The organism is Amycolatopsis echigonensis, from assembly GCF_002846615.1.
GTDB classification, from domain to species: domain Bacteria; phylum Actinomycetota; class Actinomycetes; order Mycobacteriales; family Pseudonocardiaceae; genus Amycolatopsis; species Amycolatopsis echigonensis.
Genome location: NZ_PJMY01000003.1, coordinates 4,141,739 through 4,164,232 on the forward strand (window position 1 = coordinate 4,141,739; position 22,494 = coordinate 4,164,232).

Here is a 22,494-nt window from a genome sequence, read left to right on the forward strand (position 1 = left end):
AACAGTCCACAGTGGAAAGGATCCGGATGGCCAACCTGGTCAACCTGGAATCGGTGAGCAAGTCCTACGGCGTGAAGCCGTTGCTGGACAACGTTTCCCTCGGCATCGCCGAGGGGCAGCGAATCGGTGTCGTCGGGCTCAACGGCGGCGGCAAGACGACGCTGCTCGAAGTCCTTTCCGGACTGAGCGAGCCGGATTCCGGCCGGGTGAGCCAGGTGCGCGACCTGAGGATGGCCGTCGTCACCCAGCGCACCGAACTGCCAACGGGCAGCACGGTCGGCGATGTGGTGCTGCAGCGCTACGGAGCCGAGCACGAATGGGCCGCCGACGCGCGCGTCCGGTCTATTGTGGACGGTCTGGGCATCACCGCGATCGGCCTCGACACCCCGACCGCGAACCTGTCCGGTGGCGAACGCCGTCGCGTCGCACTGGCCGCCGCGCTCACCGGCGAACTCGACCTGGTGGTGCTCGACGAGCCCACTAACCACCTTGACGTCGAAGGCGTTCGCTGGCTCGCCGACCATCTGCTGGGCCGCCGGATCGCGGTCGTGGTCGTGACGCACGACCGGTGGTTCCTCGACACCGTCGCGAGCCTCACGTGGGAGGTCGCGAACGGCAGGGTCGAGCAGTACGAAGGCGGTTACGCCGACTGGATTTTCGCGCGCGCCGAACGGGCCCGCCTCGCCGCGACCGCGGAGGAGAAGCGGCAGAACCTGGCGCGCAAGGAATTGGCGTGGCTGCGGCGCGGCCCGCAGGCGCGTTCCTCGAAGCCGCGGTACCGCGTCGAGGCCGCCGAGGCGCTGATCGCTGACGTGCCGCCGCCGCGCGATTCCGTGGAGCTGATGGCGTTCGCGAAACGCCGGCTCGGCAAGACGGTGCTGGAACTGGAAGACGTGTCGCTGTCCGTCGGCGACCGGACTCTGCTCGACCACGTCACGTGGCGGATCGGTCCGGGCGACCGGATCGGTCTCGTCGGCGTGAACGGCTCCGGCAAGACCACGTTGCTGAAACTGCTGGGCGGCGACGTCGAATCGTCGACCGGACGGCGGGTGCAAGGCAAGACGGTCGCGCTCGCGCACCTGCGGCAGGAACTCGACGACCTGCCCGCCGATCTTCGCGTGCTGCAGGCGATCGAGCAGGTCGCGGGCCGCGTCGTGTTCGGCAAGCAGGAGATGACCGCGTCGCAGCTGGGCGAGAAGCTCGGCTTCCCGGCCGCTCGCCAGTGGACGCCGGTCGGCGACCTCTCCGGCGGCGAACGGCGCCGGCTGCAGCTGTGCCGGTTGCTGATGGCCGAGCCGAACGTGCTGCTGCTGGACGAGCCGACGAACGACCTGGACATCGACACCCTGCAGCAGCTCGAAGACCTGCTCGACGGCTGGCCGGGCACGATGGTGGTGGTCTCGCACGACCGGTACCTGGTGGAGCGGGTCTGCGACGCCACGTACGCGCTCCTCGGCGACGGCAAGGTCACCCACCTGCCGGGCGGCATCGAGGAGTACCTGCAGCGCCGCGCTCGCGCGAAGGAAGCCGCGCCGCGTCGCGAGGCACCTCCCGCGGAGAAGACCGAGGCCAAGCGCAGCGCGGCGGAAACCCGTGCGGCGCAAAAGGAATTGGGCCGGTTGGAGCGGAAGCTGGACCAGCTCGCGAAGCGGGAAGAGAAGCTGCACGCGGCGCTCGCGGAGGCGGCGACCGACCCGGAGAAGCTGATCGAGCTGAACACCGACCTGAAGGCCGTGCTGGCGGAAAAGGACGACGTCGAGGCGCGCTGGCTGGAGACGTCCGAACTCGCCGAGTGAGGCCGCGTCCGCAACCCGTCATCCGCCGTTCACGCCGCCGCGGGAAGGCCCGGAAAAACCGGACAGTAATCTGACGCACATGAGTCGGTTTGTGGACACACTCGTCGGGACTGCGGCGGACCGGGGGCAGCGGCGCGGCATGGTGACCGGCGAGCCCAAGGAGCCGGTGCGCCGGACTTGGGCCCAGGTGCACGACGAAGCCCGCCGGGTCGCGGGCGGGCTGGTCAGCGGGGGATTGCAGCCGGGGAGCGCGGTGGCGGTGCTGGCCGCCGCGCCGGTGCTCATCGCCCCGACTGTGCAGGCGGTGTGGCTCACCGGCGGCAGCGTGACGATGCTGCACCAGCCGACGCCGCGCACCGACCTCGCCGAATGGGCCGAGGACACGGTGAAGGTGCTCGAGATGATCGGGGCCGAGCTGGTCGTGCTCGGCGAACCGTTCGACCAGCTCGCCCCGGTGCTGGAAGGCAAGGGCATCAACTACCGGCTGATCTCCGAACTGGCCGGAGCCGAACCGCTCGCCGAGATCGTGCCGACCGCCGAGAGCGACACCGCGCTCCTGCAGCTGACCAGCGGATCGACCGCGGAGCCGAAGGCCGTCCGGATCACCTACGGCAACCTGTACACCAACGTCAAGGCGATGGTCGACCGCGCCGAGTTCGACTTCGACAACGACGTGATGGTGTCCTGGCTGCCGACCTTCCACGACATGGGCATGGTCGGCTTCCTGACCGTGCCGATGACGTTCGGCGTCGAACTGATCAAGATCACCCCGGTCGAATTCCTCACCGGGCCGCTGATCTGGCCGGAGCTGATCAGCAAGTACGGCGGCACCACGACGGCCGCGCCGAACTTCGCGTACGCCATCGTCGGCAAGCGCATGGCCCGCGTCGAGGACGACAACGCCTACGACCTGTCGAAGCTGCGCATCGCGCTCAACGGCGCCGAGCCGATCGACGAGACGGCCGTCCAGACCTTTGTGGACGCCGGGAAGCGGTTCCACATGCCGCCCGAGTGCGTGTTCCCCGCGTACGGCATGGCAGAGGCGACGCTGGCGGTCTCGTTCGCGCCGCTGTTCACCGGCCTCACGCTGGACGTCGTCGAAGCGGACGCGCTGGAGGCCGACAACCGCGCGGTGCCGGTCCCCGAAGGCGACCCCCGCCGCGGAACGGACGAGGTGCGCTCGTTCGCCCTGCTCGGCCGCCCGCTGGACGGCTTGGAAGCGGACATCGTCGACGATTCCGGCACCGTGCTGGGCGAACGGCAGGTCGGCGAGATCCGCCTGCGCGGCGAGGCCGTGACACCCGGCTACCTGACCGTCGACGGCCCGCTGGACACCCAGGATCAGGACGGCTGGATGAAGACCGGCGACCTGGGTTACCTGGTCGACGGCCAGATCGTGATCTGCGGCCGCCGCAAGGACGTCATCATCATGGGCGGCCGCAACCTGTACCCGACCGACATCGAACGCGCCGCCGGTTCGGTCGAGGGCGTCCGGGCAGGCAACGCCGTCGCCGTCCGCCTGGACGCGGGCAGCCGCCGCGAACGCTTCGCCGTGGTCGTGGAGTCCAAACTGGCCGGTGACGCCGCCGAGGAAAACCGCCTGTCGAAGGAAATCGCCGCCCGCGTCCGAGACGCCGTGGACATGCGCCCCTTCGCCGTAGTGGTCCTCCCCGCCGGCAGCCTCCCCAAAACCCCCTCCGGCAAGGTGAAACGCGCCGCGACCGCGGTCCAATACGCGGACAAAATCGCGAAAAACGCAGACGCCTAGCCACCCACCCAACCGCACCTGGCACACAAAACCCACCAGCGCAGCCAGACCCGGCCCTGCACCCCGATACGAAGCCAAAAAGACGGTCTGAGGGTGCTTGTCAAGGCATCTTTCCCGCCTTGACAAGCACCCTCAGACCGTAGTCACACTCAGCTTCGGGGTGCCCCCACGCAACCCTCCCCGGGCGCAATGTGCGAAGCACGAGCCGTCAGCTCATTCCCCGGCTAACACCGCCGAGCTCACCGCCGCGGCATCTCCTCCACCGGCGCCTCCGCGACCACCGGCCACGCAGCCCTCCCCGCAGTGGCCTGCCCAGGATCCCGGCTCCCCGGAATCATCGGAGCCCTTCGTCCGGACCTCTCGGCCAGCTGCGTCTCCACCTCGTCGAGAAACTGGTCGACCTCGCGCTCGTCGTACCCTCGCTTGCCGATCAACGGCTTGGAGAACAGCACGTGGTGGACCTCGGCCGCGGTGAGATCGTCCTCGTCGGCGAGGGTTTTGGCGATCCGCCGCACGAAGTCGTCGACCTCGTGCTTGGCGTAGCCGCGGCGGCCGATCGGGGCGTTACCGAAAGCGACCTCAGCGAGATCCTCGGCGGTAAACGGCATGGATCATTCTCCGATTCAGGGTCGGGGTGATGCGCTCTCCTGAACTCCGTCCTAACTGGTCCCGGCCACTCCGGGAAGCCCGCACCCGCCCGGACGACTCGATCAGGGCCCCAGAAGCCGCCCATCGAGTGAGAAATCCATCACGCACGGCCACGACGTCTCACCCACACGCACAACGGCCTGACGCGGCCTCAACGTCGCGTTGGGGGAGAGCGTTCAGGCGGCGTGGAACGCGTTCTGCGCGGCGGCCAGCCCCTGCGAAATCAACGCCTCGGTAGCGTCCGCGCACCGGTCGATCTCGAACGGGAGCTCCTTGCGCTCGACCGTCGAGAAGTCCTTCAGCACGAAATCCGCCGGATCCTGCCTGCCCGGCGGCCGCCCGATGCCGAAACGCACGCGGTAGTAGTCACGCGTGCCGAGCGATTTGGTGATGGACCGAAGTCCGTTGTGCCCGTTGTCGCCGCCGCCGAGCTTGAGCTTCAGCGCGCCGAAATCGACGTCCAGCTCGTCGTGCACCACCACGACGCCGGACGGCGGGACTTTGTAGAACCGGGCCGCGCCGACCACCGGGCCGCCAGAGAGGTTCATGAACGACCGCGGCTTCACCAGCACCACGCGGGAGCCCGCGAGCCTGCCCTCGAGCACCTCGGCCCCGCTGCGGTGGGCCTTGAACTTCCCGCCGATCCGGCCGGCCAGCTCGTCCAGCACCATGAACCCGACGTTGTGCCGGTTCCCGGCGTACTGGGGCCCGGGATTGCCGAGGCCGGCGAGCAGAATCAGCTCGCCGGCCCCGGGCACGTCTTCACTCACGAAAGCGAGTTTATTCGGCGTCTTCGGCCGCGGCTTCCTCGGCTTCGGCGTCCTCGTCAGCGGAGCCGCGCGGGGCCTCGTTGACGGCGACGACGAGCGCCTCGGGGTCGGTGACCAGCTCGGCGCCCGCGGGCAGGCTGATCTGGCCGGCGGTGATCTGCGTGCCGGCCTCGATGCCCTCGACCGAGACCTCGAACTGCTCGGGGATGTGCAGCGCCTCGACCTCGACCTGGATCGTGTCGATGTCCTGGGCGACCAGGGTGCCCGGGCCAGGCGTGCCGGAGACGACGACCGGGACGTCGACGGTGACCTTCTCGCCGCGCTTGACGACCAGCAGGTCGACGTGCTCGATGTAGTTCTTGAGCGGGTGGACCACGATGGTCTTGGTCAGGGCCAGCTCGATGTTGCCCTGCAGGTCGAGCGTGATGACGGCGTTGGTGCCGTTCTCGCGGACGACGCGCGCGAACTCGATGGCCGGCAGCGCGAAGTGCCGCGGGTCCGAGCCGTGCCCGTAAAGCACCGCGGGGATTTTGCCGGCGCGACGGGTGCGGCGGGCGGCACCCTTTCCGAACTCGGTGCGCGGTTCGACGGAAAGACGTACCTCGGACACGGTGTAGCACTCCTTCAAATCACACGACGTGCGGCAGGGGGCGGCGGGATCGTCGATCTCTGCTCGGGGGCGGTTGTGCACGGCGGCGAGATTGCGGGCGTGAGCAGACCACGGGGCTTCTCGAGCCGCCGCGTCGATCACGCCGGGCACCCACTGGCGCACCCGCCTCGCCGAGACAACCCGAGAAGTGTAAACCAGCCGGTCCGCGCGGGCGTGCACCGGGTCGTCCCACGCTCCCCCGCGCGGGTGGGTGACGACACAATTCCCGTCCCGCCCGCCGATCTCAGGGGGGTGGCATGATTCCGGCGGAAAGAGGGGCGGCCGACATGCGGGCTCGATGGACTGCGACAGCACTGGTGTTGCTTGGTGGGCTTCTCGCGGGCTGCCAGGTCGCGGTGACCGGCACGGCGGGACTGTCCGATGCCGACCGGCAGCTGGCTACGGAGCGTGCGCAGCAACAGGCGGCGGTCGACGCCGCGCTGCAGTCGCTGGAGCAGGCACCGGCGCTGCAATACGACGCGACGCTGAAGGACGGTGCCGGCAACCCGGCGACGCTGACGTACCGCGTCGCGCGCGACGGCAACGGCTTCGGCGCGCTGCCGTTGGAAGGCAAGTCGGTGCGGATCACCGAGCCGGACGGGCAGCTGTACCTCGCGGCCGACGCGGACTACTGGAAGTCGCACGGCCTGGAAGAGAACAGCACCCAATTCGGCGACGGATGGGTGCACACCGTCGGCAGCGAACTGCCCGTCGACCCGGCCGCGCGGATGGCCCCGCCGAAGCTCGCCGGCGAACTGCGCAAGGCGCTCGGCGGCCTCGGTTCCGGCGCTCCGCAGAAGCAGAAGCTGCCCGACGGCACCGAGGTGTACGACCTCGGCGGCGCGCTGCAGGTGACCGCCGCAGAACCGCACCGGGTCACCGGATTCGCGCCGGCGCTGCTCGATCCGCGCGGCGGCCCGAAGCTGGGTGCGGCGTTCCGGGTCCGGCCGCTCAACGCGTCCGAGATCAAGCAGTTCCACACCGATTTCGACGGCGCGATCGACGCGATCGGGCAGCCGTTCGACGGGCTCGCGCAGGCGAGCGTCACGGTGCTCAACGACAAACTCGACTGCCAGGACTACGTCGGTTCCTGCAAGACCACAGTGGACGTTTCGAACAGCGTCGTCGGCAATCAGCCTGGTTCGAAACCGAGCGTGCACATCAAGCTTTCGGTGGAGATCAGCGCGGACACGCTCGGCTCGCAAACCTGCGCCACGGAGGGCGACGCCGACGCGGACGCGACCATCACGATGTCCTGCTCGGTCAAATTCACCCTGCCCAACCGCACCGCGAGCTACCAGGTGCTGGCGAAGCCGACGGCGGTCGCCGAGGTGCGGTCGCCGGTCGACGCGAACGCGGTGAAGGCGAAGCTGGCCACCGCTTTCGCCGCGCTCGGCGGCTGACTTGCACGCTCACCTCGGGGTGCGTTGCTTCCGTTGAAGTAGCCGAAGACCCGTCCCTACCATCGGCGGCGTCGAGGTCTTAGAGACGGACTTACTTTCAAGGAGCGGCAATGAGCAAGCTGGTGGTGTTCGGCGCGACGGGATTCGCCGGCGGCCGGATCACCGAAGAGGCGCTGCGGCGCGGGCACTCCGTGACCGGGGTCGCGCGCAAGGCCGAGGGGTTGCCGTCGGAGGTCGAAGCGCGGTCGGGGTCGATGCACGACGCGGAGTTCGTCGCTTCGGTGGCCAAGGGTGCGGACGTGCTCGTGGTCGCCACGCCGGGTCGCGCGGACGACGAGGGTCGCCGTCTGGTGGATGCCCTGCCGACGCTGGTCGAAGCGGCGCGTGCGAACGGTGCGCGGCTGTCGTTCGTCGGCGGTGCCGGTTCCCTGCGGGTCAGCGAGGACGGCCCGCGTTTGATCGACACCCCGGAGTTCCCGGAGGAGTACAAGCCGGAGGCGGGCAGCCACGTGCTCGTCTTGGAGGCGCTGCGCGAGCTTCCGGACGACGTCGACTGGTTCTACGTCAGCCCGGCGGCCGAGTTCGGTGCGTGGATCCCCGGCGAGCGCACCGGCAAGTTCCGCCTTGGCGGCGACGTGCTGATCAGCGACGCCGACGGCCGCTCGCACATCAGCGGCGCGGACCTGGCGATCGCGTTCCTGGACGAGATCGAAGAGCCGAAGCACTCGCGCGCCCGGTTCACGCTGGCGTACTGAGCGCGGAACCCGGTGGTGCCTGGTGACGGCACCACCGGGTCGCATGGGGGTCAGCCGGGAGATCCGGCGGTGCACAGGAATTTCGTGGCGTGGGCCGGGTCGAGTGCGTTGGTGACCAGGTTCCAGACGTTGAGGTCGTAGGCCTCGCCGATGTGCCCGACGGGATCGAACGGGCAGGTGTCCTGGACGTATTCGTTCGTGACGCCCGGCTCGCGCACGAAAGACGTTTCGGTGGGCGTGACGAGTTCGTCGGACCGCGACGTGAGCACCGTGTAGCGCACGCCGGGCTGTGCGATGGGACCGTTCGTGAGCGTCTGGACCGCGCTGCCGCCGGTGATCAGGTTGTCGCAAGCCGGGCAGCCGAACGCGGTGAGGGCCGCGCCGACCTCATCGCGCGCTCCCAGCAGATACGCCAGTTTCGTCAGCCCGGCGAAGGTGGTGCCGTGCGTGGGCGGCGCGATGGCCACGACGGAACCGATCCGGTCGGCGATGCCTTGCGTCTTGGTGACGTACAGGGTCTGGAAGCCGCCCTCGGAGTGGCCGACCAGATCCACTTGCGCCGCACCGGTTTCCGCCAGCACCTCGCCGACGAACTGCTTGATTTCCGTTGCGGAGTCGGCGATCGGGCGCAATCCGCCCACGAGCGGGAATTGCGGATACGCGCCATAGGTGCGGCTGAAGGTGCAGTATCCCTGGGCGGCCACGTGCTCCTGCAGGTAGTTCAAGTCCTCATAGGACGTCGCGCCGAGCCCGTGCAGGAACACCACCGGACGCGGATGCGCGCTGCTCGGCCGGCACGCCGGATCGTTGACGCCGCCGGACGTGGCGGCGGTGGCTGGGGCGGCGAACGCGGCGGTCAGCAATGCCGCGGCGGCCAGGACGATGCGCAACCTCATCGGAGCGGTCCTTCCCTGTCGTCCTTGACAGTGGATACCCGTGGGTATTGGATACCTGAAGGTATTGAGCGGGCTGAGCCAGTGTCAACCCCCGGATGAGGGAGAAGCCGATGACCGGCCGGACGCGGCCGACGCGGGCGGAGACCCGGCGGCGCATCCTCGACGCGGCGTTCGCCGTGTTCGGGGAACAGGGCATCGCCGCGACGAAACTGACCGAGGTGGCCGCCGCGGCTGGACTGACGAAAGGCGCGGTCTACTCGAGTTTTGCGTCGAAAGACGAACTGGTGCTGGCGTTGATGGAAGAACACGCCGCGCACCGGCTCGAGGCGAGCCTGGCGAGTTTCGCCGAGGCGGGCGACGGCGGCGCCGGGCTGGCGAACGTCGCCGCGGTGCTGATGTACGAAATGCGCGCCGACGCGGTGTGGCACCGGCTGCTGGCCGAGTTCTTCGCGATGGCGCACCACGACGACCGGCGGCGCGACGCATTGCGCCGCCGCCGCCGGGAGGTCCGCGACACGATCGCGCGTGCCTTGAACCGGCTCGCCGAGGGACTGGACCTCGAACTTCCTTTGCCCGCCGAGGAATTCGCCGTCGTGCTGCTCGCCTTGAGCAACGGTTTGGCCGTGGAGGCCGACATCGACGACGAAGCGGTGCCGGACGGCCTCCTCGGCCGAGTGCTCACGCTCATCGCCGGTGACGCCGTCGCGAAGGTGCAGGCGGCGGCTAGCGACCCCGCAGTTCAGCCACCACCGGAGCGAAAGTCTCCATCATCCCCTCGAACACGGTGAAGTAGGAGAAGCCGTACCGTTCGCGGTGCGCGAGCAGCTGCTGCACCATTTCGTCCACCGTGCCGAAGAGAAGCTGCGGTGCGCGCAGCAGTTCGTCGACGTCCGCCGCACTGCGTTCCTCGGTCTCGGCGTGCCATTCCGCCGCGGCCTCGCGACGGTCGTCCGTGACCACGACGCGCTGGATCAGCACGTTGTAGTCGATCTCGCGATTCCCCGCCAGGGAACGGAAATACGCGACGCGCTGGTCCATCGCCACGTCGTTGTCGAGTACGAAAGTGCCTGGCGGACGCCCGCGGTCCTGGCGAAGACCAGAGAACCCGACGATGTCCGCCTGTTCCGCCGCCAGCTTGAGCACGCCGTCGCTGTTGCCCGCGATCAACAGCTTCGGCATGCCGCCCTCGTCCTCGAGGCGCGTGCGCAACTCGTCGAGACCTTCGGCGAGGTACGCGATCCGGTCCGCGGCCTTGCGCCACGGCAGCCCGGCGTCATCGAACTCGTGCTTCATGTGTCCTGAGCCGAGGCCGAGTTCGAAGCGGCCTTCGGTGAGTTTGTTGGTAGTGGCGACGTCGCGGGCGAAGAGCGCGATGTTGTAGAAGGGCACGTTGGACACCAGGGTGCCGACCCGCACCCGCTCGGTCACCGCGGCGGCGGCCGTGAGCGCGGGGAACGGCGACAGCCGCCCCGGCCCGAGATGGTCGGGCACCGTCAGGTGGTCGTAGCCGAGTTCCTCGGCCCGCCGGCTCTTCTCGGTCCACTCGGTGCCGTTGGCGGTGAGCCGGAGGCTGACGCCGAATTCGAATTTCCCCATGGCTTGGACGCTATCCAGTCCCAGACGGGTGACGCACCAGTTTTCGCCGCCGGCAGAACCCGGTTTTTGTCGTACCCCATCGCTAGCTTCGGGGGCATGGTGTTGTCGAGTGAAGAACGGGAACAGTTTCTTGCCGAACCACACATCGGGGCGCTCTCGGTGGTCGAGCGCCCGGATCGGGCACCGCTCACGGTGCCGATCTGGTACCAGTACACGCCCGGCGGCGAGCTGTGGGTGAGCACGCCACCGGAATCGCGCAAGGCGAAGGCGATCGAAGCGGCCGGCCGGTTCAGCCTGATGGTGCAACGGGTCGAGCCGACTGTGCGGTACGTGTCGGTCGAGGGGCCGGTGGTGCGCACTCGGCCGGGGAGTTATGAGCTGACGTGGGAGATGGCTTCGCGGTACCTGCCCGCCGACAAGGTGGCCGGGTATGTGGAGTTCGAGCGGACGCAGTTGGGGGAGCACATCGCGATCCACATGCGGCCGGAGAGGTGGTTGTCCGCGGACATGGGGAGTGTGTGAGAGCGCGTGGGGGGAGTGAAGGGAGCTTTGGCTGACAACGGTGGCGCGGCTGGGGTGATTGCCCGGGTAGAGCCCTTTGGAGGAACCTGATTCCCTCAAGGAGTTCCCTGCCGGACCTCGGCGGGAGAGAAGCCCCGGTCCGTAGCTCGGAGCGAACCGCATCGCCCAGGCGGCCGTGATCAGGCGAGCAGCATCGTCGGCGAAAGGGCGTAGTCGCCAAACGACGCGACCCGGAGGAGCCAATGCGACCTCAGGCCGCACCGCCCGCTCCGGGCCGCGTCGATCAGAACCGTTCAGCGCGCCGTTCGCGCGCCGCGGGGCTCAGGCGTTGCCGTCGAACAGCGAGGTGACCGAGCCGTCCTCGAAGACCTGCTGAATGGCCTCCGCCAGCATCGGGGCGATCGACAGCACCGTCAGGCCCGGGAAGCGCTTCTCGTCCGGGATCGGCAGCGAGTTCGTCACGATGACCTCGCGGGCCTTGCACTGCGAGAGCCGCTCGGTGGCCGGGTCGGAGAGGATGCCGTGCGTGGTCGCGATGACCACGTCCGCCGCGCCCTCTTCCAGCAGGGCCTCGGTGGCCTTCACGATCGTGCCGCCGGTGTCGATCATGTCGTCGATCAGGACGCAGAGCTTGCCCTGGACCTTGCCGACGACGCGATTGGCCACGGCCTGGTTCGGCTTGTCCGGGTCGCGGGTCTTGTGGATGAACGCGATCGGCCGGTCGCCGAGCTGCTGCGCCCACTTCTCGGCCAGCCGCACACGGCCCGAGTCCGGCGAGACGACGGTGATGTCGGCGTTGCCGTAGGTCTCCTTGATGTGGTCGGCGAGCACCGTCTGCGCCATCAGGTGGTCGACCGGGCCGTCGAAGAAGCCCTGGATCTGCGCGGTGTGCAGGTCGACCGTCATGATCCGGTCCGCGCCCGCGGTCTTGAACAGGTCCGCGATGAGCCGCGCCGAGATCGGCTCGCGGCCCTTGTGCTTCTTGTCCTGCCGTGCGTACGGATAGAACGGCATGACCACGGTGATCCGCTTGGCGCTCGCGCGCTTGAGCGCGTCCACCATGATCAGCTGCTCCATCACGTACTCGTTGATGGGCGTGGTGTGCGCCTGGATCACAAACGCGTCGGTACCGCGCACCGACTCCTCGAAGCGCACGAACAACTCGCCGTTGGCGAACGTGTGCGCCGTCTGCGGGGTGATCGTCACGTTGAGGTGCTTGGCGACCTCTTCCGCGAGCTCGTGGTGCGCACGCCCGGAGAAGAGCATCAGATTCTTCTTCGGCGTACCTGACTTCGGACTCATGCTGGCGACTCCCCGTCGGTTCCTGCTGCTGACTCGGACACAACGGTGTCCTGCTGCTGGGCGGCGAGAGCAGCTTCCGCTGCCTCCGCCGCGGGCGTACCCGGCCTGCGCCGGACCGCCCAGCCTTCGATGGTGCGCTGCGGGCCGGCCGACAGCGCCAAGGAGCCAGGCGGAACGTCGTCGCGGATCACCGCACCGGCTCCACTGTAAGCGCCGTCCCCGATCCGCACCGGCGCGACCAGCGTGTTGTCCGCCCCAAGCCGGACATGCGAACCGACGACGGTCTGGTGCTTGCTCACCCCGTCGTAGTTCACGAACACGCTGGAACAGCCGATGTTGCTGTGCTCGCCGACGATCGCGTCGCCCACATACGTGAGATGCGGCACCTTCGTCCCGGTGCCGATTTGCGCGTTTTTCGTCTCCACGAACGCGCCCAGCTTGCCCTTCGCGCCGAGCTTCGTGCCCGGCCGCAGGTAGGTGTAGGGACCGACATTCACGCCGTCGCCCAGCTCGGAGCCCGAACCGTGCACGCGGACGACCGAGGCGCCCGCGCCGATCCGCACGTCGGTCAGCGTCGTGTCCGGGCCCACCACCGAGCCCTCGCCGACCGAGCAATGGCCCTTGAGCTGGGTGTTCGGCTCGATCAGCACGTCACGGGAGAGCATGACGTCCGCCTCGATCCAGGTCGTGTTCGGGTCGGTGACCGTGACGCCTTCGCGCTGCCAGCGGCGCACGATGCGGCGGTTGTACTCGGCGCCGAGCACCGAAAGCTGCACGCGGTCGTTCACGCCCTCGGTGACCCACGGGTCGTCGACCACCAGCGCGCCGACGCCCTTGCCGTCCTCGCGCGCGATGCCGAGGACGTCGGTGAGGTAAAGCTCACCCTGCGCGTTGTCGGTGGACAGCCGCGACAGGCCGTCGATCAGCACGGACGCGTCGAAGGCGTAGACGCCGGAGTTGATTTCGGTGATCGCCCGCTGCTCGGGCGTCGCGTCCTTGTGCTCGACGATCGCGCTGACCGAACCGTCGGCGCCGCGGACGATGCGGCCGTAGCCGGTCGGGTCGGCGACCTGGGCGGTGAGCACGGTGACCGCGTTGCCCGTCTTGGCGTGCTCGGCCCGCAGCGATTCCAGGGTTTCGGTGTCCAGCAGCGGAACGTCGCCGTAGCTGACGACCACGGTGCCGGTGAGTCCTTCCGGCAGCTGCGCCAGCGCGCACGAAACGGCGTGCCCGGTGCCCTTCTGCTCTTCCTGCACGGCGGTGGCGACCTCGCGGCCGAGCGCCTCTCCGACCCGGTCGAGTTCGGCGCGCACGGCGTCGCGGCCGTGTCCGATCACGACCACCAGATGCTGCGGCGCGAGGCCGGCGGCGGCGCGCACAGCGTGTTCCACCAGCGGCCTTCCGGCGATGGGGTGCAACACCTTAGGAGTGGAGGAACGCATGCGGGTGCCCTCACCCGCAGCGAGGATCAGCGTGCTCAGCGGGCCGCTCACGAGTCTCCCAACGATTCACCGGTGCGTTGACGAGCACCAACGATCCTACGTGGGGTCCTCAGCGCTCCACGCGGGGTCGGTCGGAGCGGTTTCCGCAGGCCAGCCGCCCGCGCCGTCACCTGCCATCGAGTTGGCCGACGCGACCTGGTTGCCCCCGCCGCGTTTCGCTTCGTACATCGCCGCATCCGCGCGCGCGAGGACCTGTTCGGCCCGCTCCTGCGGACGCAGCGACACCAGGCCGATGGACAACGTCACCCCGTGCGAAAGGTGGTGCGGCAGCGTCGCGACCGACTTGGCCGCACGGCCAAGCGCCATCTTCGCCGCCGATGCCGGTGCTCCGGGCAACAGCACGACGAACTCGTCGCCGCCGTAGCGGGCCACTACGTCGTCGCCGCGCAAAGCGTCGCGCAGAGTGCTTGCGACGACACGCAAAACGTTGTCGCCCTCGGCGTGCGACTGCTTGTCGTTGACGCCCTTGAACCCGTCGAGGTCGACGAGCGCGACCGCGAGCGGCTGGGCGTCCGCCGACGACGCCAGCGCGCGCAGCCGTTCGTCGAGCGCGCGACGGTTCGGCAGACCGGTGAGCGGATCTTGCAGCGCCTGCTGGGTGATCGCGCCGTGTTCGGCGGAAAGCCGTTCATGCTCGCGACGCGCGTTCAGCGTGGCGATCTGCGATTCGCGCAGTGCCCACATTTCGGTTTCCAGCGCGGTCGCGTAGTCGATCAGCGACTGGCTCCCGGCTTCCGGGTCGAGGCGGGCGAGTTCGCGGGAGAGGGTGAGCCGCATCGACGGCTGCGAGACGTCCTCGGCCAGCACCTCGCGGGACTCGCGCAGCACGCGCAGCGCGTCGGCGCGGCGGCCGGCCTGGTCGAGGCAGCGGGCCAGTGCGATCGCGACCAGCTCCTGCTCGTGCGGGTAGTGGTGGCCGAGATGCATGCTCTGCAGCCGTTCGACGTGCTCGGCGGACGGGTCGTTCAGCGCGAGCGCCGCGGCCAGCACGCCGACCTGGTCGACCGCGGCCACCCCGATCTTGCGCGGGAACAGCGATTCGGCGAACGGGCCCTCCGCGGCCACCGCCATCGACGCGGCGGTACGGAACTTCTCCGCCGATTCGTCGTACTGCTCGATCCGCTCGAGCCGAAGGCCCCAGCCGAGCAGCATCTTGACCCGGTTCATCAGCTGCAGGGTGATCTCGTGCGGGCTCGCGCTTTCCCGGATCGCCTGGTGTGCGCGGCCGATCACCTCTTCGGCGGCCTCGTAGACGCCGAGCTGGTTGAGCACTATCCAGCAGTCGATGAGCGCCATCGACTGCATGCGGTTCCAGTTGCGCACGCCGACCTGGCGGTCCGGGATCGTAGAATCGTCGAGGATCGCGAGTGCGCGGGCGATCTCGGTGAGCGCGGCGTCCTCCTGCGCGGCGAGCACGAGCCGGCGCCCGCGCAGCGCGTGCGCGTCCGCGCGCAGCAGCGACAAGCCGTGCCGCCGGGTGTGGGCGAGCATCTCGTCGAGCCGGGGTTCGGCCTCGGCGGCGAGGCCGCGGGTGACGAGCCGGGCGAAAGCGGAGGCGCGCAGCAACTGGGCGACGAGCGTGGGCTCACCCCGGCGGAGGGTTTCCTCGAGCAGCTCGTCCATGATCTTGACGATCTCGAGCTGGCTCTCGTGCTCCTGGCGCTGAACGGCCGCGATGAGTTCCCGCGCGCGCCCCACCAGCCACGCGTCCGACATCTCGACCAGGGTCGGGCGACGGGCGCCCGCGGGGTCGCTCGGTTCCTCGCTCAGCCGCCCCCACTCCCATCGCCCTCGCCGGATGTGCAGCTCCGCCGCCAGGATTCGAACCTGAACTGTCAGAACCAAAATCTGAAGTGCTGCCGATTACACTACGGCGGATCGGTCCTGGTCAGGATAGCGATGATCGAGGACCGGGGCGCCAGGAGGGGGAGGCGTGCGCCACAGCGCCGTCCCGGGCACCGGGCAATCGGACTTTTCGGGCCTCCACAGCGCCGGAAACCTCCTGTACCGTAACTTACGACACCGTAGGTAAGGGCACCCTTCGCAAGGGGTTGCGAGAGGAAAGAAGTGAGCGCATGACGGCGACCCTCGATCGTTCTCAGTCAGCGGGCGACCCGCCCAAGGGGCCCAAGCCGATCATCGAAGGACAGCGGTCGATCGGGGTCCAGCTGTCGGTGTACTTCGGGGTGCTGCTGCCGATCGTGGCGCTGCTAGTCGCGGTTCCGTTCGCCTGGGGCTGGGGACTGACCTGGCTGGACGTCGCGCTGTTCGTCGTGTTCTACGGGATCAGCGGCCTGGGCATCACGGTCGCCTACCACCGCCACTTCACCCACGGCTCGTTCAAGGCCAAGCCGTGGCTGCGGGTCGTGATGGCGATCGCGGGCAGCATCGCGTTGCAGGGACCGGTGATCACCTGGGTGGCCGACCACCGGCGCCATCACGCGTTCTCCGACCGCGACGGCGACCCGCACTCGCCGTGGGCGTACGGCACCTCGCCGCTGGCCATCGCCAAGGGTTTCTGGCACGCGCACATGGGCTGGCTGTTCGAGCGCGACAAGAGCAACCAGGGCCGCTTCGCGCCGGACCTGGTGAAGGACCCGGCGATCCGCAAGGTCGACGACCTGTTCTGGCTGTGGTCGTTGGTGAGCCTGCTCGGCCCGGCGCTGCTGGGCGGCCTGATCTCGTGGTCGCTGTGGGGCGCGGTGACCGCGTTCTTCTGGGCGGGCCTCGTCCGGATCTGCGTGCTGCACCACGTGACCTGGTCGGTCAACTCGATCTGCCACATGATCGGCGAGCGCCCGTTCGCCGCCCGCGACCGTTCGGCGAACTTCTGGCCGCTGGCGATCTTCTCCTTCGGCGAGTCCTGGCACAACCTGCACCACGCCGATCCGACCTCGGCGCGGCACGGCGTGAAGCGCGGCCAGATCGACATGTCGGCACGGCTGATCTGGATGTTCGAGAAGTTCGGCTGGGCGCACGACGTGCGGTGGCCGACCCCGCAGCGGCTGGCCCGGATCGCGGCTCAGGCCAAGTAGCGGTCGTGAGCGGCGATCCCGGTTAGAACCGGGATCGCCGCTCACGACTACCCTGCAGCGAATGGCGGGGAGACGACGGGCGAAACGAGAAGCGGCGGTCACCGGCGCGCGGCCGGCCGCACCGGTCGCCCGGGTGCGCATGACCGGTACCGAGCGCAGGCAGCAACTGCTCAACGTGGCACGCGCGTTGTTCGCCGAAAAGGGTTTCGACGGCACCTCGGTCGAGGAGATCGCCGCGCGGGCGAACGTGTCCAAACCGGTTGTCTACGAGCACTTCGGCGGCAAGGAAGGCATTTACGCCGTCGTCGTCGACCGCGAGACGCAGCTGCTGCTCGACCGGATGGTCTCGACGCTCCACGGCGGGCATCCGCGGGTCATGCTCGAGCAGGCGGCCGTCGCGCTGCTGAGCTACGTCGAGGATTCCCACGACGGTTTCCGGATTCTCGTCCGCGATTCCCCGGTCGCCAGTTCCACCGGGACCTTCTCGACGGTCCTCAACGACATCGCCAGCCAGGTCGAGCACATCCTCGCGCAGCAGTTCGCGGCCCGCGGGTATGAGGAGAAGCTGTCCGCGCTCTACGCGCAGGCGCTCGTCGGCATGGTCGCGCTCACCGGGCAATGGTGGCTGGACGCGCGCAAGCCGAAGCGCGACGAGGTCGCCGCGCACCTGGTGAACCTCGCCTGGAACGGGTTGTCCCACCTGGAAAGCAAGCCGCGGCTGCTGGGCTGAAGCCTCAGCTGCCGGACGGCGCGTTGCTCAGATCCACTACGCAGAACAGGTTGTCGTCCGGATCGGCGAGGACCACGAAGTCCGGTTTCGGCGGGTAATGCTCCCAGTCGACGCGGCGAGCGCCGAGCCGGACGAGCCGTTCCACCTCGGCGCGCTGCTCGTCCGCGGTGTCGGTGTAGAGGTCCAGGTGCAGCCGCGGCCTCGGTTCGGCGGGCGACTCGCTCCGCAGCAATCCCAGCGCGTGCGCACCGCCAGGGTGGGCCAGCGTCCGCCACGTTTCGCTGGCCCATTCCGGATCCTCGACGAGCCCGAGCGCCTCGGACCAGAACCGCGTCGCGCGTTCGACGTCGGCGACTCCGAGCACCGTGATGCCGAGTCGCAGCATCAGACCAGGTTTCCTTGGGCGTGCAGGTCGTCGAGGATCAGCCGGACCGTCGCCGACACCCGGTCGCGGTCGGCGTGGGCGAGCCAGCCGAACGACTCGATCTCGCTGCTCGGCTTCAGTTCGCCGGCGTAATCCGCGGTGTAGCAGGTCATCCGCACCACGACACCGTCCGCTTTGCCGTGCGCCTGCGCTTCCCAGGTGCCGGCCAGCCGCGCGGAAGCCGGGTCCAGCGTCACGCTCAGTTCCTCGGCGATTTCCCGGACCAGCGTCTCGACGTCCGACTCGCCCTCCTCGCGTTTCCCGCCCGGCAGGTACCAGGTGTCCTTGCCCGCCGAACGCGCGGCGAGCAGCTTGCCGTCGACCACGTGCAGCCAGGCGACTTTGTCGATGGTGGACATGTCAGCCACCCTACCTCCGCGCCCGCCGGTCCAGGTCCGCGAGCAGGATGCGCAGGAGATCGGCGAGCTGCTCGCGTTGGGCCGGGGACAGTGCGGACACGAGGGTTTCCTCGTGCTCCAGCAGATCGCCGACGGTTCGCTCGATCAGTTCGTGCCCGGCCTCGGTCAGCTCGACGTACACCGCGCGACGGTCCGAAGTGGACTTGACCCGGCGGACGTGCCCGTCGCGTTCGGCGCGGGCGGTCTGCTGGGAGATCGCGCCGGGGCTGACCCGGCAGCGCTTCGCGAGTTCGCCCGCGCTGAGCCGGTACGGCGGCCCGGCCCGGCGCAGCGTGCTGAGCAGGGTGCGGGTCGAGGCGTCCATCCCGAGTTCGAGCATGGTCGCGCGCCGGTCGTCCTCCAGCAGTTTCGCGATGTGCCAGATCCGCGTGATCACGCCGATGGACGACACCGGCGTGCCCGGCCGCTCGCGCAGCCACGCCCGCTGAATCTCGTCCACCTCGTCGCTTGACGGTTTTTCGCCGCCGCAGGTACCGTCGTCCACGAGAGGTACTTTAGCAATAAAGGATGTGCGTGATGAATCGGGAAGCAGTGGTGACCGGGGGCGGTACCGGAATCGGGTACGCGATCGCCGCGGCGTTTGCCCGGGCCGGCGACCGGGTCACGATCACGGGGCGGCGCGAGGACGTGCTGACCGAGGCGGCGACGCTGCTCGGCGCGCGTGCGGTGAGCTTCGACGCGAGCGATCCGGAGGCGGTCGAGGCGGCGCTCGACCAGTTGCCCGAACGGGTCGACGTGCTGGTGAACAACGCTGGTGGCAACACGGATTTCCAGCACGACCGCGGTAGGGACCTGAAGGCGCTCGACGCTGCCTGGACGGCCAACATCCGGGCGAACCTGTTCAGCGCCGCGTTCGTGACCACGGCACTGAAGGAGCGGATGGCCGATCACGGCCGCGTCGTCACCATCGGTTCCATCGCCGGGCACACCGGAGCCGAATCGTACGGCTGGGCGAAAGCCGCGGTGGAAGTGTGGAATACCGAAATCGCCCGTCAATTGGGGCCGCGCGGGATCACCGCGAACGTCGTCGCGCCGGGACTGATCGTGGACACCGAGTTCTTCCGCGGGAAGCTTTCCGCCGAACGCGAGGAACGGCTGGTCGAGAACACGATGACAAAACGCGCGGGCAAACCGGACGATGTCGCCGAGGTGGTGCGGTTCCTGGCGTCCCCGGAAGCCGGACACGTCACCGGACAGGTCGTGCACGTGAACGGCGGCGCGTACGGCGGCTGACCCTTACTTGGGGGTCACGCGCAGCACTTTGTCGTTGGTGCCGTTGGAAGTCGTCACGTACAGCGAGCCGTCCGGTGCGCTCCGGGCCGCTCGCAACCGGCCGAATTTGTCGTTGAACTCCGCGGGCAGCGTGACTCCGGTGACCTTCGCGGCCGCGTCCAGGTGCAGCAGCAGGAGCTTCTGTCCCTTCAACGCGACCACGACCAGCGCGCCTTCGTTCGCGCCCCATTGCTTGCCGGTGAGGAACGCGTCGCCGCTGATCGCCTCGGTGATCCGCCCGCTGGTCCACAGTGGACGGACCGCGTCCGGGAACCGGGTGGTGTCGGTCATCGGCACGCTCTCGTCGTAGCTGGGATCGGTGCCGCCCTTCGACGGATCCCAGCCGTAGTTCCCGCCTGGCCGCAGGAGGTTCACCTCGTCGTCGAACGCCGGGCCGTGTTCGGAGGTGATCACCTGGCCGGTGCCCGGCCGGATCGCGACGCCCTGCACGTTGCGGTGGCCGTAGGTGTAGATCCGGCGTTCGTTCGGGTCGGTAGACGACAGGAAGGGGTTGCCCGGCAACGGTTCCCCGGTCTTCGCGTCGATCCGCAGCACCTTGCCGCCGAGGCTGTGCCGGTCTTGGGCCACCGTGGACCGCGCGGTGTCGCCGGTGCCGACGAGCAGGGCGCCGTCGGGAGCGAGCGTCGGTCGGCAGCCGGAATGCCGTCCGCTCGGATTGACCGGCAGGCCGGTCAGCAGGTTGCGGACCTTGGCCGCGCTCGCGCCGTCGTCGGCGAGCCGCCAGGTGACGAGCCGGACGTCCACCGCGCGGCCGTTTTCCTGGTGGGTCTGGCAGGTGGTGAACTCGCGCGAGGTCGCGAAGTCCGCCGCGAGGACCAGGCCCATCAGGCCGCCTTCTCCCTGCACGAGAACGTCGGAGAAATCGGCGCGCACGTCGGTCGTCCGGCCGTCGCGGACCAGCGCGAGCTTGCCGGGCCGCTGTGGCACGAGCAGTGAACCGTCGGGCAGGAAGGCGACGTCCCATGCGTGTTCGAGGCCGTTCGCGACCTCCTGCACGGCGAATCCGCCTGGCTCCGATTTTCCCGGAGCACTCGCTGGCGCGGCCGAGCAGGCGGCGAGCACCAGGACGGAGGCGAGCAACGCGACGAGACGCATGGGTCCAGCATGCCCCGATTCAGCCGCCCGGACGTACCAATCCGGATTCATAAGCGAACACGACCGCGTGCACCCGGTCCCGCAGTCCGAGCTTGCTCAGCAACCGTCCGACGTGCGTCTTCACCGTCGTTTCGCCGATGAACAGCGTCGCGGCGATCTCGGTGTTCGACAATCCGCGCGCGATCAGGCCGAGCACGTCCTTCTCGCGTTCGGTCAGCGTCTCCAGCTTCTGCTCGTCCAGCGGCGTCCGATGGGCGCTGAGATAACGGTCGAGCAGGCGTTTCGTGACCGACGGCGACACCATCGCGTCACCGCGCAGCACGCCGCGGATCGCCACCAGCATCTCGTCCGACGGCGCGTCCTTGACCAGGAATCCGCTGGCCCCGGCGCGAAGCGCGGAGTAGGCGTACTCGTCGAGGTCGAACGTCGTGATCACCAGCACTGACGTGTCCGGCAGTTCGGCGCAGATCTGCGCCGTGGCCGCGACGCCGTCGAGCACCGGCATCCGGACGTCCATCAGCACGAGGTCCGGCCGTTGTGCGCGGGCGAGTTCGACGGCTTCCGCGCCGTCGCCCGCTTCGGCGACGACCTCGAGATCAGGCTGGCTGTCCACGATCATCCGCAGCCCGACGCGCACCAGTTCCTGGTCGTCGCAGATCAGCACGGAGGTCATGCGGCGTCCGTCCGCAGCGTGGCCGAGACGCGGTAGCCGCCGTCGGGGAGCTCGCCGGTTTCGAGCTTGCCGTGGTACATCGCGACGCGCTGGGCCATGCCGGTGAGCCCGCGTCCGGACCCGGGCAGGCCCGCCGCGACCGGTTGCCGTCCGCCGGAGTTGGTGACTTCGACGTGGATTTCCGGACCGGCGAAGGTGACCCGGACCCGGCCGGTCGCGTCGGACGGCGCGTGTTTGAGCATGTTGGTCAAGGCCTCCTGGACGATGCGGTACGCCTGAAGCGCCACGCCGGCGGGCAGGTCGGCGATGTCGCCGTTGACTTCGAGCGTGATGTCGCGGCCGGACTGCGCGACGAGCGTGCGCAACTGGTCGAGCGTCGGCTGCGGAGCACGCGCGGGTTCGCCAGCATGCATCACTTCTAACAGCCGCCGCAGTTCGGCGAGCGCGGAACGGCCGGTTTTGCTGATTGTGTCGAGCGTACGGTCGACAGCGTCGGGGTCGTGATGGCGTGCGAGCTTCGCTCCTTCGGCGTTCAGGACGATCACGCTCATGCTGTGTGCGAGTACGTCGTGAAGCTCGCGCGCGATTCTCGTGCGCTCTTCGGCGACTGAAGCGCGACTGCGGGCTTGTTCCTCGGACGCTGCTAGCTCAGCCCTCAGCCGTTCTTCTTCAGTGAGTTGTTCCTTCGTACGGAAGAACGCGCCGAGCGCCCAGGCCGCTAGGTACAGCGGTACTACGCCGAAGATGGTGAGCGCCGGGTTCAGGGTGTTGACGCCCCAGGTGAATCCCCAGTAGGCGTCCAGCCCGGCGATAGCGACCGCGAAGCCGATGAACCATCTGTCACCGGCTTTCACGAGCGTGTACAGAACCACTGCCATCGCGAGGTCGCTACGGCCACGGTCATACGCCCATATCTCGTTCGTATAGACGACAGCTACTCCGATGAGGATCAGGAGCGCGACTGTGCGCGGGTAGCGGCGGCGAAACAACAGCGGCAGCAGGAACAGCATCGAAATCATGCGCACCGGCCACGTCTGCTGATCCGCGATGTTGGGTCCGAAGGCGACGAAGACGGCGTACAGCGGCAAGTCGAGCAACCAACGCTGCTTGCGTACCCAAGTGACCAGTCCACGCACGAAACGAACGTAACGCGTGGTCGTCGTCGGGCGCGTCGTTCCGGAGGATGGCTGTGGTCCTCCGTGCGGACGACTTTTCGCG

23 protein-coding genes and 1 tRNA gene are annotated in these 22,494 nt (G+C 68.8%); 9 read left to right on the top strand and 15 right to left on the bottom strand.

Annotation, left to right across the window (positions count from 1 at the left end; all coding sequences use genetic code 11):
- The first annotated feature begins 26 nt into the window (after positions 1 to 26).
- Positions 27 to 1,796: an ABC-F family ATP-binding cassette domain-containing protein gene (locus ATK30_RS24780; protein WP_101437619.1), complete on the top strand. Its 1,770-nt coding sequence runs from the start codon at positions 27 to 29 to the stop codon at positions 1,794 to 1,796.
- A gap of 79 nt (positions 1,797 to 1,875) precedes the next feature.
- Entirely contained in the window at positions 1,876 to 3,564 is a 1,689-nt protein-coding gene (locus ATK30_RS24785) for a fatty acyl-AMP ligase (RefSeq protein WP_101437620.1), read from the top strand.
- A gap of 239 nt (positions 3,565 to 3,803) precedes the next feature.
- On the opposite strand, the gene ATK30_RS24790 is transcribed toward ATK30_RS24785, so the two are convergent.
- From ATK30_RS24790 to ATK30_RS24800, 3 genes are all read right to left on the bottom strand, one after another.
- On the bottom strand, positions 3,804 to 4,172 hold the full coding sequence (locus ATK30_RS24790; RefSeq protein WP_101437621.1) for a DivIVA domain-containing protein: 369 nt from the start codon (positions 4,170 to 4,172) through the stop codon (positions 3,804 to 3,806).
- A gap of 216 nt (positions 4,173 to 4,388) precedes the next feature.
- Positions 4,389 to 4,982 carry an aminoacyl-tRNA hydrolase gene (pth, locus tag ATK30_RS24795; RefSeq protein ID WP_101437622.1) on the bottom strand — a complete coding sequence of 198 codons (594 nt, stop codon included), beginning with the start codon at positions 4,980 to 4,982 and terminating at the stop codon, positions 4,389 to 4,391.
- A gap of 10 nt (positions 4,983 to 4,992) precedes the next feature.
- The gene (locus ATK30_RS24800) at positions 4,993 to 5,592 is read right to left on the bottom strand and encodes a 50S ribosomal protein L25/general stress protein Ctc (protein ID WP_101437623.1); all 600 of its coding nucleotides are present in this window, start codon (positions 5,590 to 5,592) and stop codon (positions 4,993 to 4,995) included.
- 326 nt (positions 5,593 to 5,918) lie between these two features.
- Here ATK30_RS24800 and ATK30_RS24805 point away from each other — a divergent pair, with 326 nt between their 5' ends.
- Positions 5,919 to 7,034 carry a hypothetical protein gene (locus tag ATK30_RS24805; protein ID WP_208637417.1) on the top strand — a complete coding sequence of 372 codons (1,116 nt, stop codon included), beginning with the start codon at positions 5,919 to 5,921 and terminating at the stop codon, positions 7,032 to 7,034.
- A gap of 110 nt (positions 7,035 to 7,144) precedes the next feature.
- Complete coding sequence (locus ATK30_RS24810) at positions 7,145 to 7,789, top strand: NAD(P)-dependent oxidoreductase (RefSeq protein WP_101437625.1); 645 nt, start codon at positions 7,145 to 7,147, stop codon at positions 7,787 to 7,789.
- A gap of 50 nt (positions 7,790 to 7,839) precedes the next feature.
- On the opposite strand, the gene ATK30_RS24815 is transcribed toward ATK30_RS24810, so the two are convergent.
- On the bottom strand, positions 7,840 to 8,685 hold the full coding sequence (locus tag ATK30_RS24815; RefSeq protein ID WP_101437626.1) for an esterase/lipase family protein: 846 nt from the start codon (positions 8,683 to 8,685) through the stop codon (positions 7,840 to 7,842).
- 110 nt (positions 8,686 to 8,795) lie between these two features.
- On the opposite strand from ATK30_RS24815, the gene ATK30_RS24820 reads away from it, so the two are divergent.
- Positions 8,796 to 9,473 carry a TetR/AcrR family transcriptional regulator gene (locus tag ATK30_RS24820; RefSeq protein ID WP_101437627.1) on the top strand — a complete coding sequence of 226 codons (678 nt, stop codon included), beginning with the start codon at positions 8,796 to 8,798 and terminating at the stop codon, positions 9,471 to 9,473.
- Here ATK30_RS24820 and ATK30_RS24825 read toward each other — a convergent pair.
- Entirely contained in the window at positions 9,409 to 10,281 is an 873-nt protein-coding gene (locus tag ATK30_RS24825) for a TIGR03621 family F420-dependent LLM class oxidoreductase (protein ID WP_101437628.1), read from the bottom strand. The genes ATK30_RS24820 and ATK30_RS24825 overlap by 65 nt on opposite strands.
- A gap of 96 nt (positions 10,282 to 10,377) precedes the next feature.
- Between ATK30_RS24825 and ATK30_RS24830 the strand changes: the two genes are divergently transcribed.
- Positions 10,378 to 10,803 (top strand): pyridoxamine 5'-phosphate oxidase family protein, encoded by a 426-nt coding sequence (locus ATK30_RS24830; RefSeq protein ID WP_101441047.1) that lies wholly within the window; start codon positions 10,378 to 10,380, stop codon positions 10,801 to 10,803.
- Between the two features lie 321 nt (positions 10,804 to 11,124).
- Here ATK30_RS24830 and ATK30_RS24835 read toward each other — a convergent pair whose 3' ends face one another.
- The 4 genes from ATK30_RS24835 to ATK30_RS24850 form a co-directional block, all read right to left on the bottom strand.
- Complete coding sequence (locus ATK30_RS24835) at positions 11,125 to 12,105, bottom strand: ribose-phosphate diphosphokinase (protein WP_101437629.1); 981 nt, start codon at positions 12,103 to 12,105, stop codon at positions 11,125 to 11,127.
- Positions 12,102 to 13,598 (bottom strand): bifunctional UDP-N-acetylglucosamine diphosphorylase/glucosamine-1-phosphate N-acetyltransferase GlmU, encoded by a 1,497-nt coding sequence (gene glmU / locus ATK30_RS24840; RefSeq protein WP_101437630.1) that lies wholly within the window; start codon positions 13,596 to 13,598, stop codon positions 12,102 to 12,104. The genes ATK30_RS24835 and glmU overlap by 4 nt, the downstream gene beginning before the upstream one ends.
- Before the next feature lie 45 nt (positions 13,599 to 13,643).
- A complete protein-coding gene (locus tag ATK30_RS24845) occupies positions 13,644 to 15,323 on the bottom strand; it encodes a GGDEF domain-containing protein (protein ID WP_101437631.1) in 1,680 nt (559 codons plus the stop codon).
- 90 nt (positions 15,324 to 15,413) lie between these two features.
- Positions 15,414 to 15,485: transfer RNA gene (locus tag ATK30_RS24850), tRNA-Gln, on the bottom strand.
- Positions 15,486 to 15,682: 197 nt separating this feature from the next.
- On the opposite strand from ATK30_RS24850, the gene ATK30_RS24855 reads away from it, so the two are divergent.
- Together ATK30_RS24855 and ATK30_RS24860 are read left to right on the top strand one after the other, a co-directional pair.
- A complete protein-coding gene (locus tag ATK30_RS24855; protein ID WP_101437632.1) occupies positions 15,683 to 16,642 on the top strand; it encodes an acyl-CoA desaturase in 960 nt (319 codons plus the stop codon).
- A 139-nt stretch (positions 16,643 to 16,781) separates the two neighbouring features.
- Entirely contained in the window at positions 16,782 to 17,372 is a 591-nt protein-coding gene (locus ATK30_RS24860) for a TetR/AcrR family transcriptional regulator (RefSeq protein ID WP_143271500.1), read from the top strand.
- Positions 17,373 to 17,376: 4 nt separating this feature from the next.
- Here ATK30_RS24860 and ATK30_RS24865 read toward each other — a convergent pair whose 3' ends face one another.
- The 3 genes from ATK30_RS24865 to ATK30_RS24875 are packed head-to-tail and all read right to left on the bottom strand — an operon-like array spanning position 17,377 to position 18,699.
- Entirely contained in the window at positions 17,377 to 17,757 is a 381-nt protein-coding gene (locus ATK30_RS24865; protein WP_101437633.1) for a VOC family protein, read from the bottom strand.
- Positions 17,757 to 18,155, bottom strand: coding sequence for an NUDIX hydrolase (locus ATK30_RS24870; protein ID WP_167441994.1), 399 nt, complete (start codon positions 18,153 to 18,155; stop codon positions 17,757 to 17,759). The genes ATK30_RS24865 and ATK30_RS24870 overlap by 1 nt, the downstream gene beginning before the upstream one ends.
- 10 nt (positions 18,156 to 18,165) lie before the next feature.
- Positions 18,166 to 18,699 carry a MarR family winged helix-turn-helix transcriptional regulator gene (locus ATK30_RS24875; RefSeq protein ID WP_101437635.1) on the bottom strand — a complete coding sequence of 178 codons (534 nt, stop codon included), beginning with the start codon at positions 18,697 to 18,699 and terminating at the stop codon, positions 18,166 to 18,168.
- Between the two features lie 32 nt (positions 18,700 to 18,731).
- Here ATK30_RS24875 and ATK30_RS24880 point away from each other — a divergent pair, with 32 nt between their 5' ends.
- On the top strand, positions 18,732 to 19,448 hold the full coding sequence (locus tag ATK30_RS24880; RefSeq protein ID WP_101437636.1) for an SDR family NAD(P)-dependent oxidoreductase: 717 nt from the start codon (positions 18,732 to 18,734) through the stop codon (positions 19,446 to 19,448).
- A gap of 3 nt (positions 19,449 to 19,451) precedes the next feature.
- Here the strand turns inward: ATK30_RS24880 and ATK30_RS24885 are convergent, their stop codons facing one another.
- The 3 genes from ATK30_RS24885 to ATK30_RS24895 are packed head-to-tail and all read right to left on the bottom strand — an operon-like array spanning position 19,452 to position 22,412.
- The gene (locus tag ATK30_RS24885) at positions 19,452 to 20,603 is read right to left on the bottom strand and encodes a PQQ-dependent sugar dehydrogenase (RefSeq protein ID WP_101437637.1); all 1,152 of its coding nucleotides are present in this window, start codon (positions 20,601 to 20,603) and stop codon (positions 19,452 to 19,454) included.
- 19 nt (positions 20,604 to 20,622) lie between these two features.
- Positions 20,623 to 21,276, bottom strand: coding sequence for a response regulator (locus ATK30_RS24890; protein WP_101437638.1), 654 nt, complete (start codon positions 21,274 to 21,276; stop codon positions 20,623 to 20,625).
- Entirely contained in the window at positions 21,273 to 22,412 is a 1,140-nt protein-coding gene (locus ATK30_RS24895; protein WP_101437639.1) for a sensor histidine kinase, read from the bottom strand. Before ATK30_RS24895 ends, ATK30_RS24890 begins: the two co-directional genes overlap by 4 nt.
- Positions 22,413 to 22,494 lie beyond the last annotated feature (82 nt).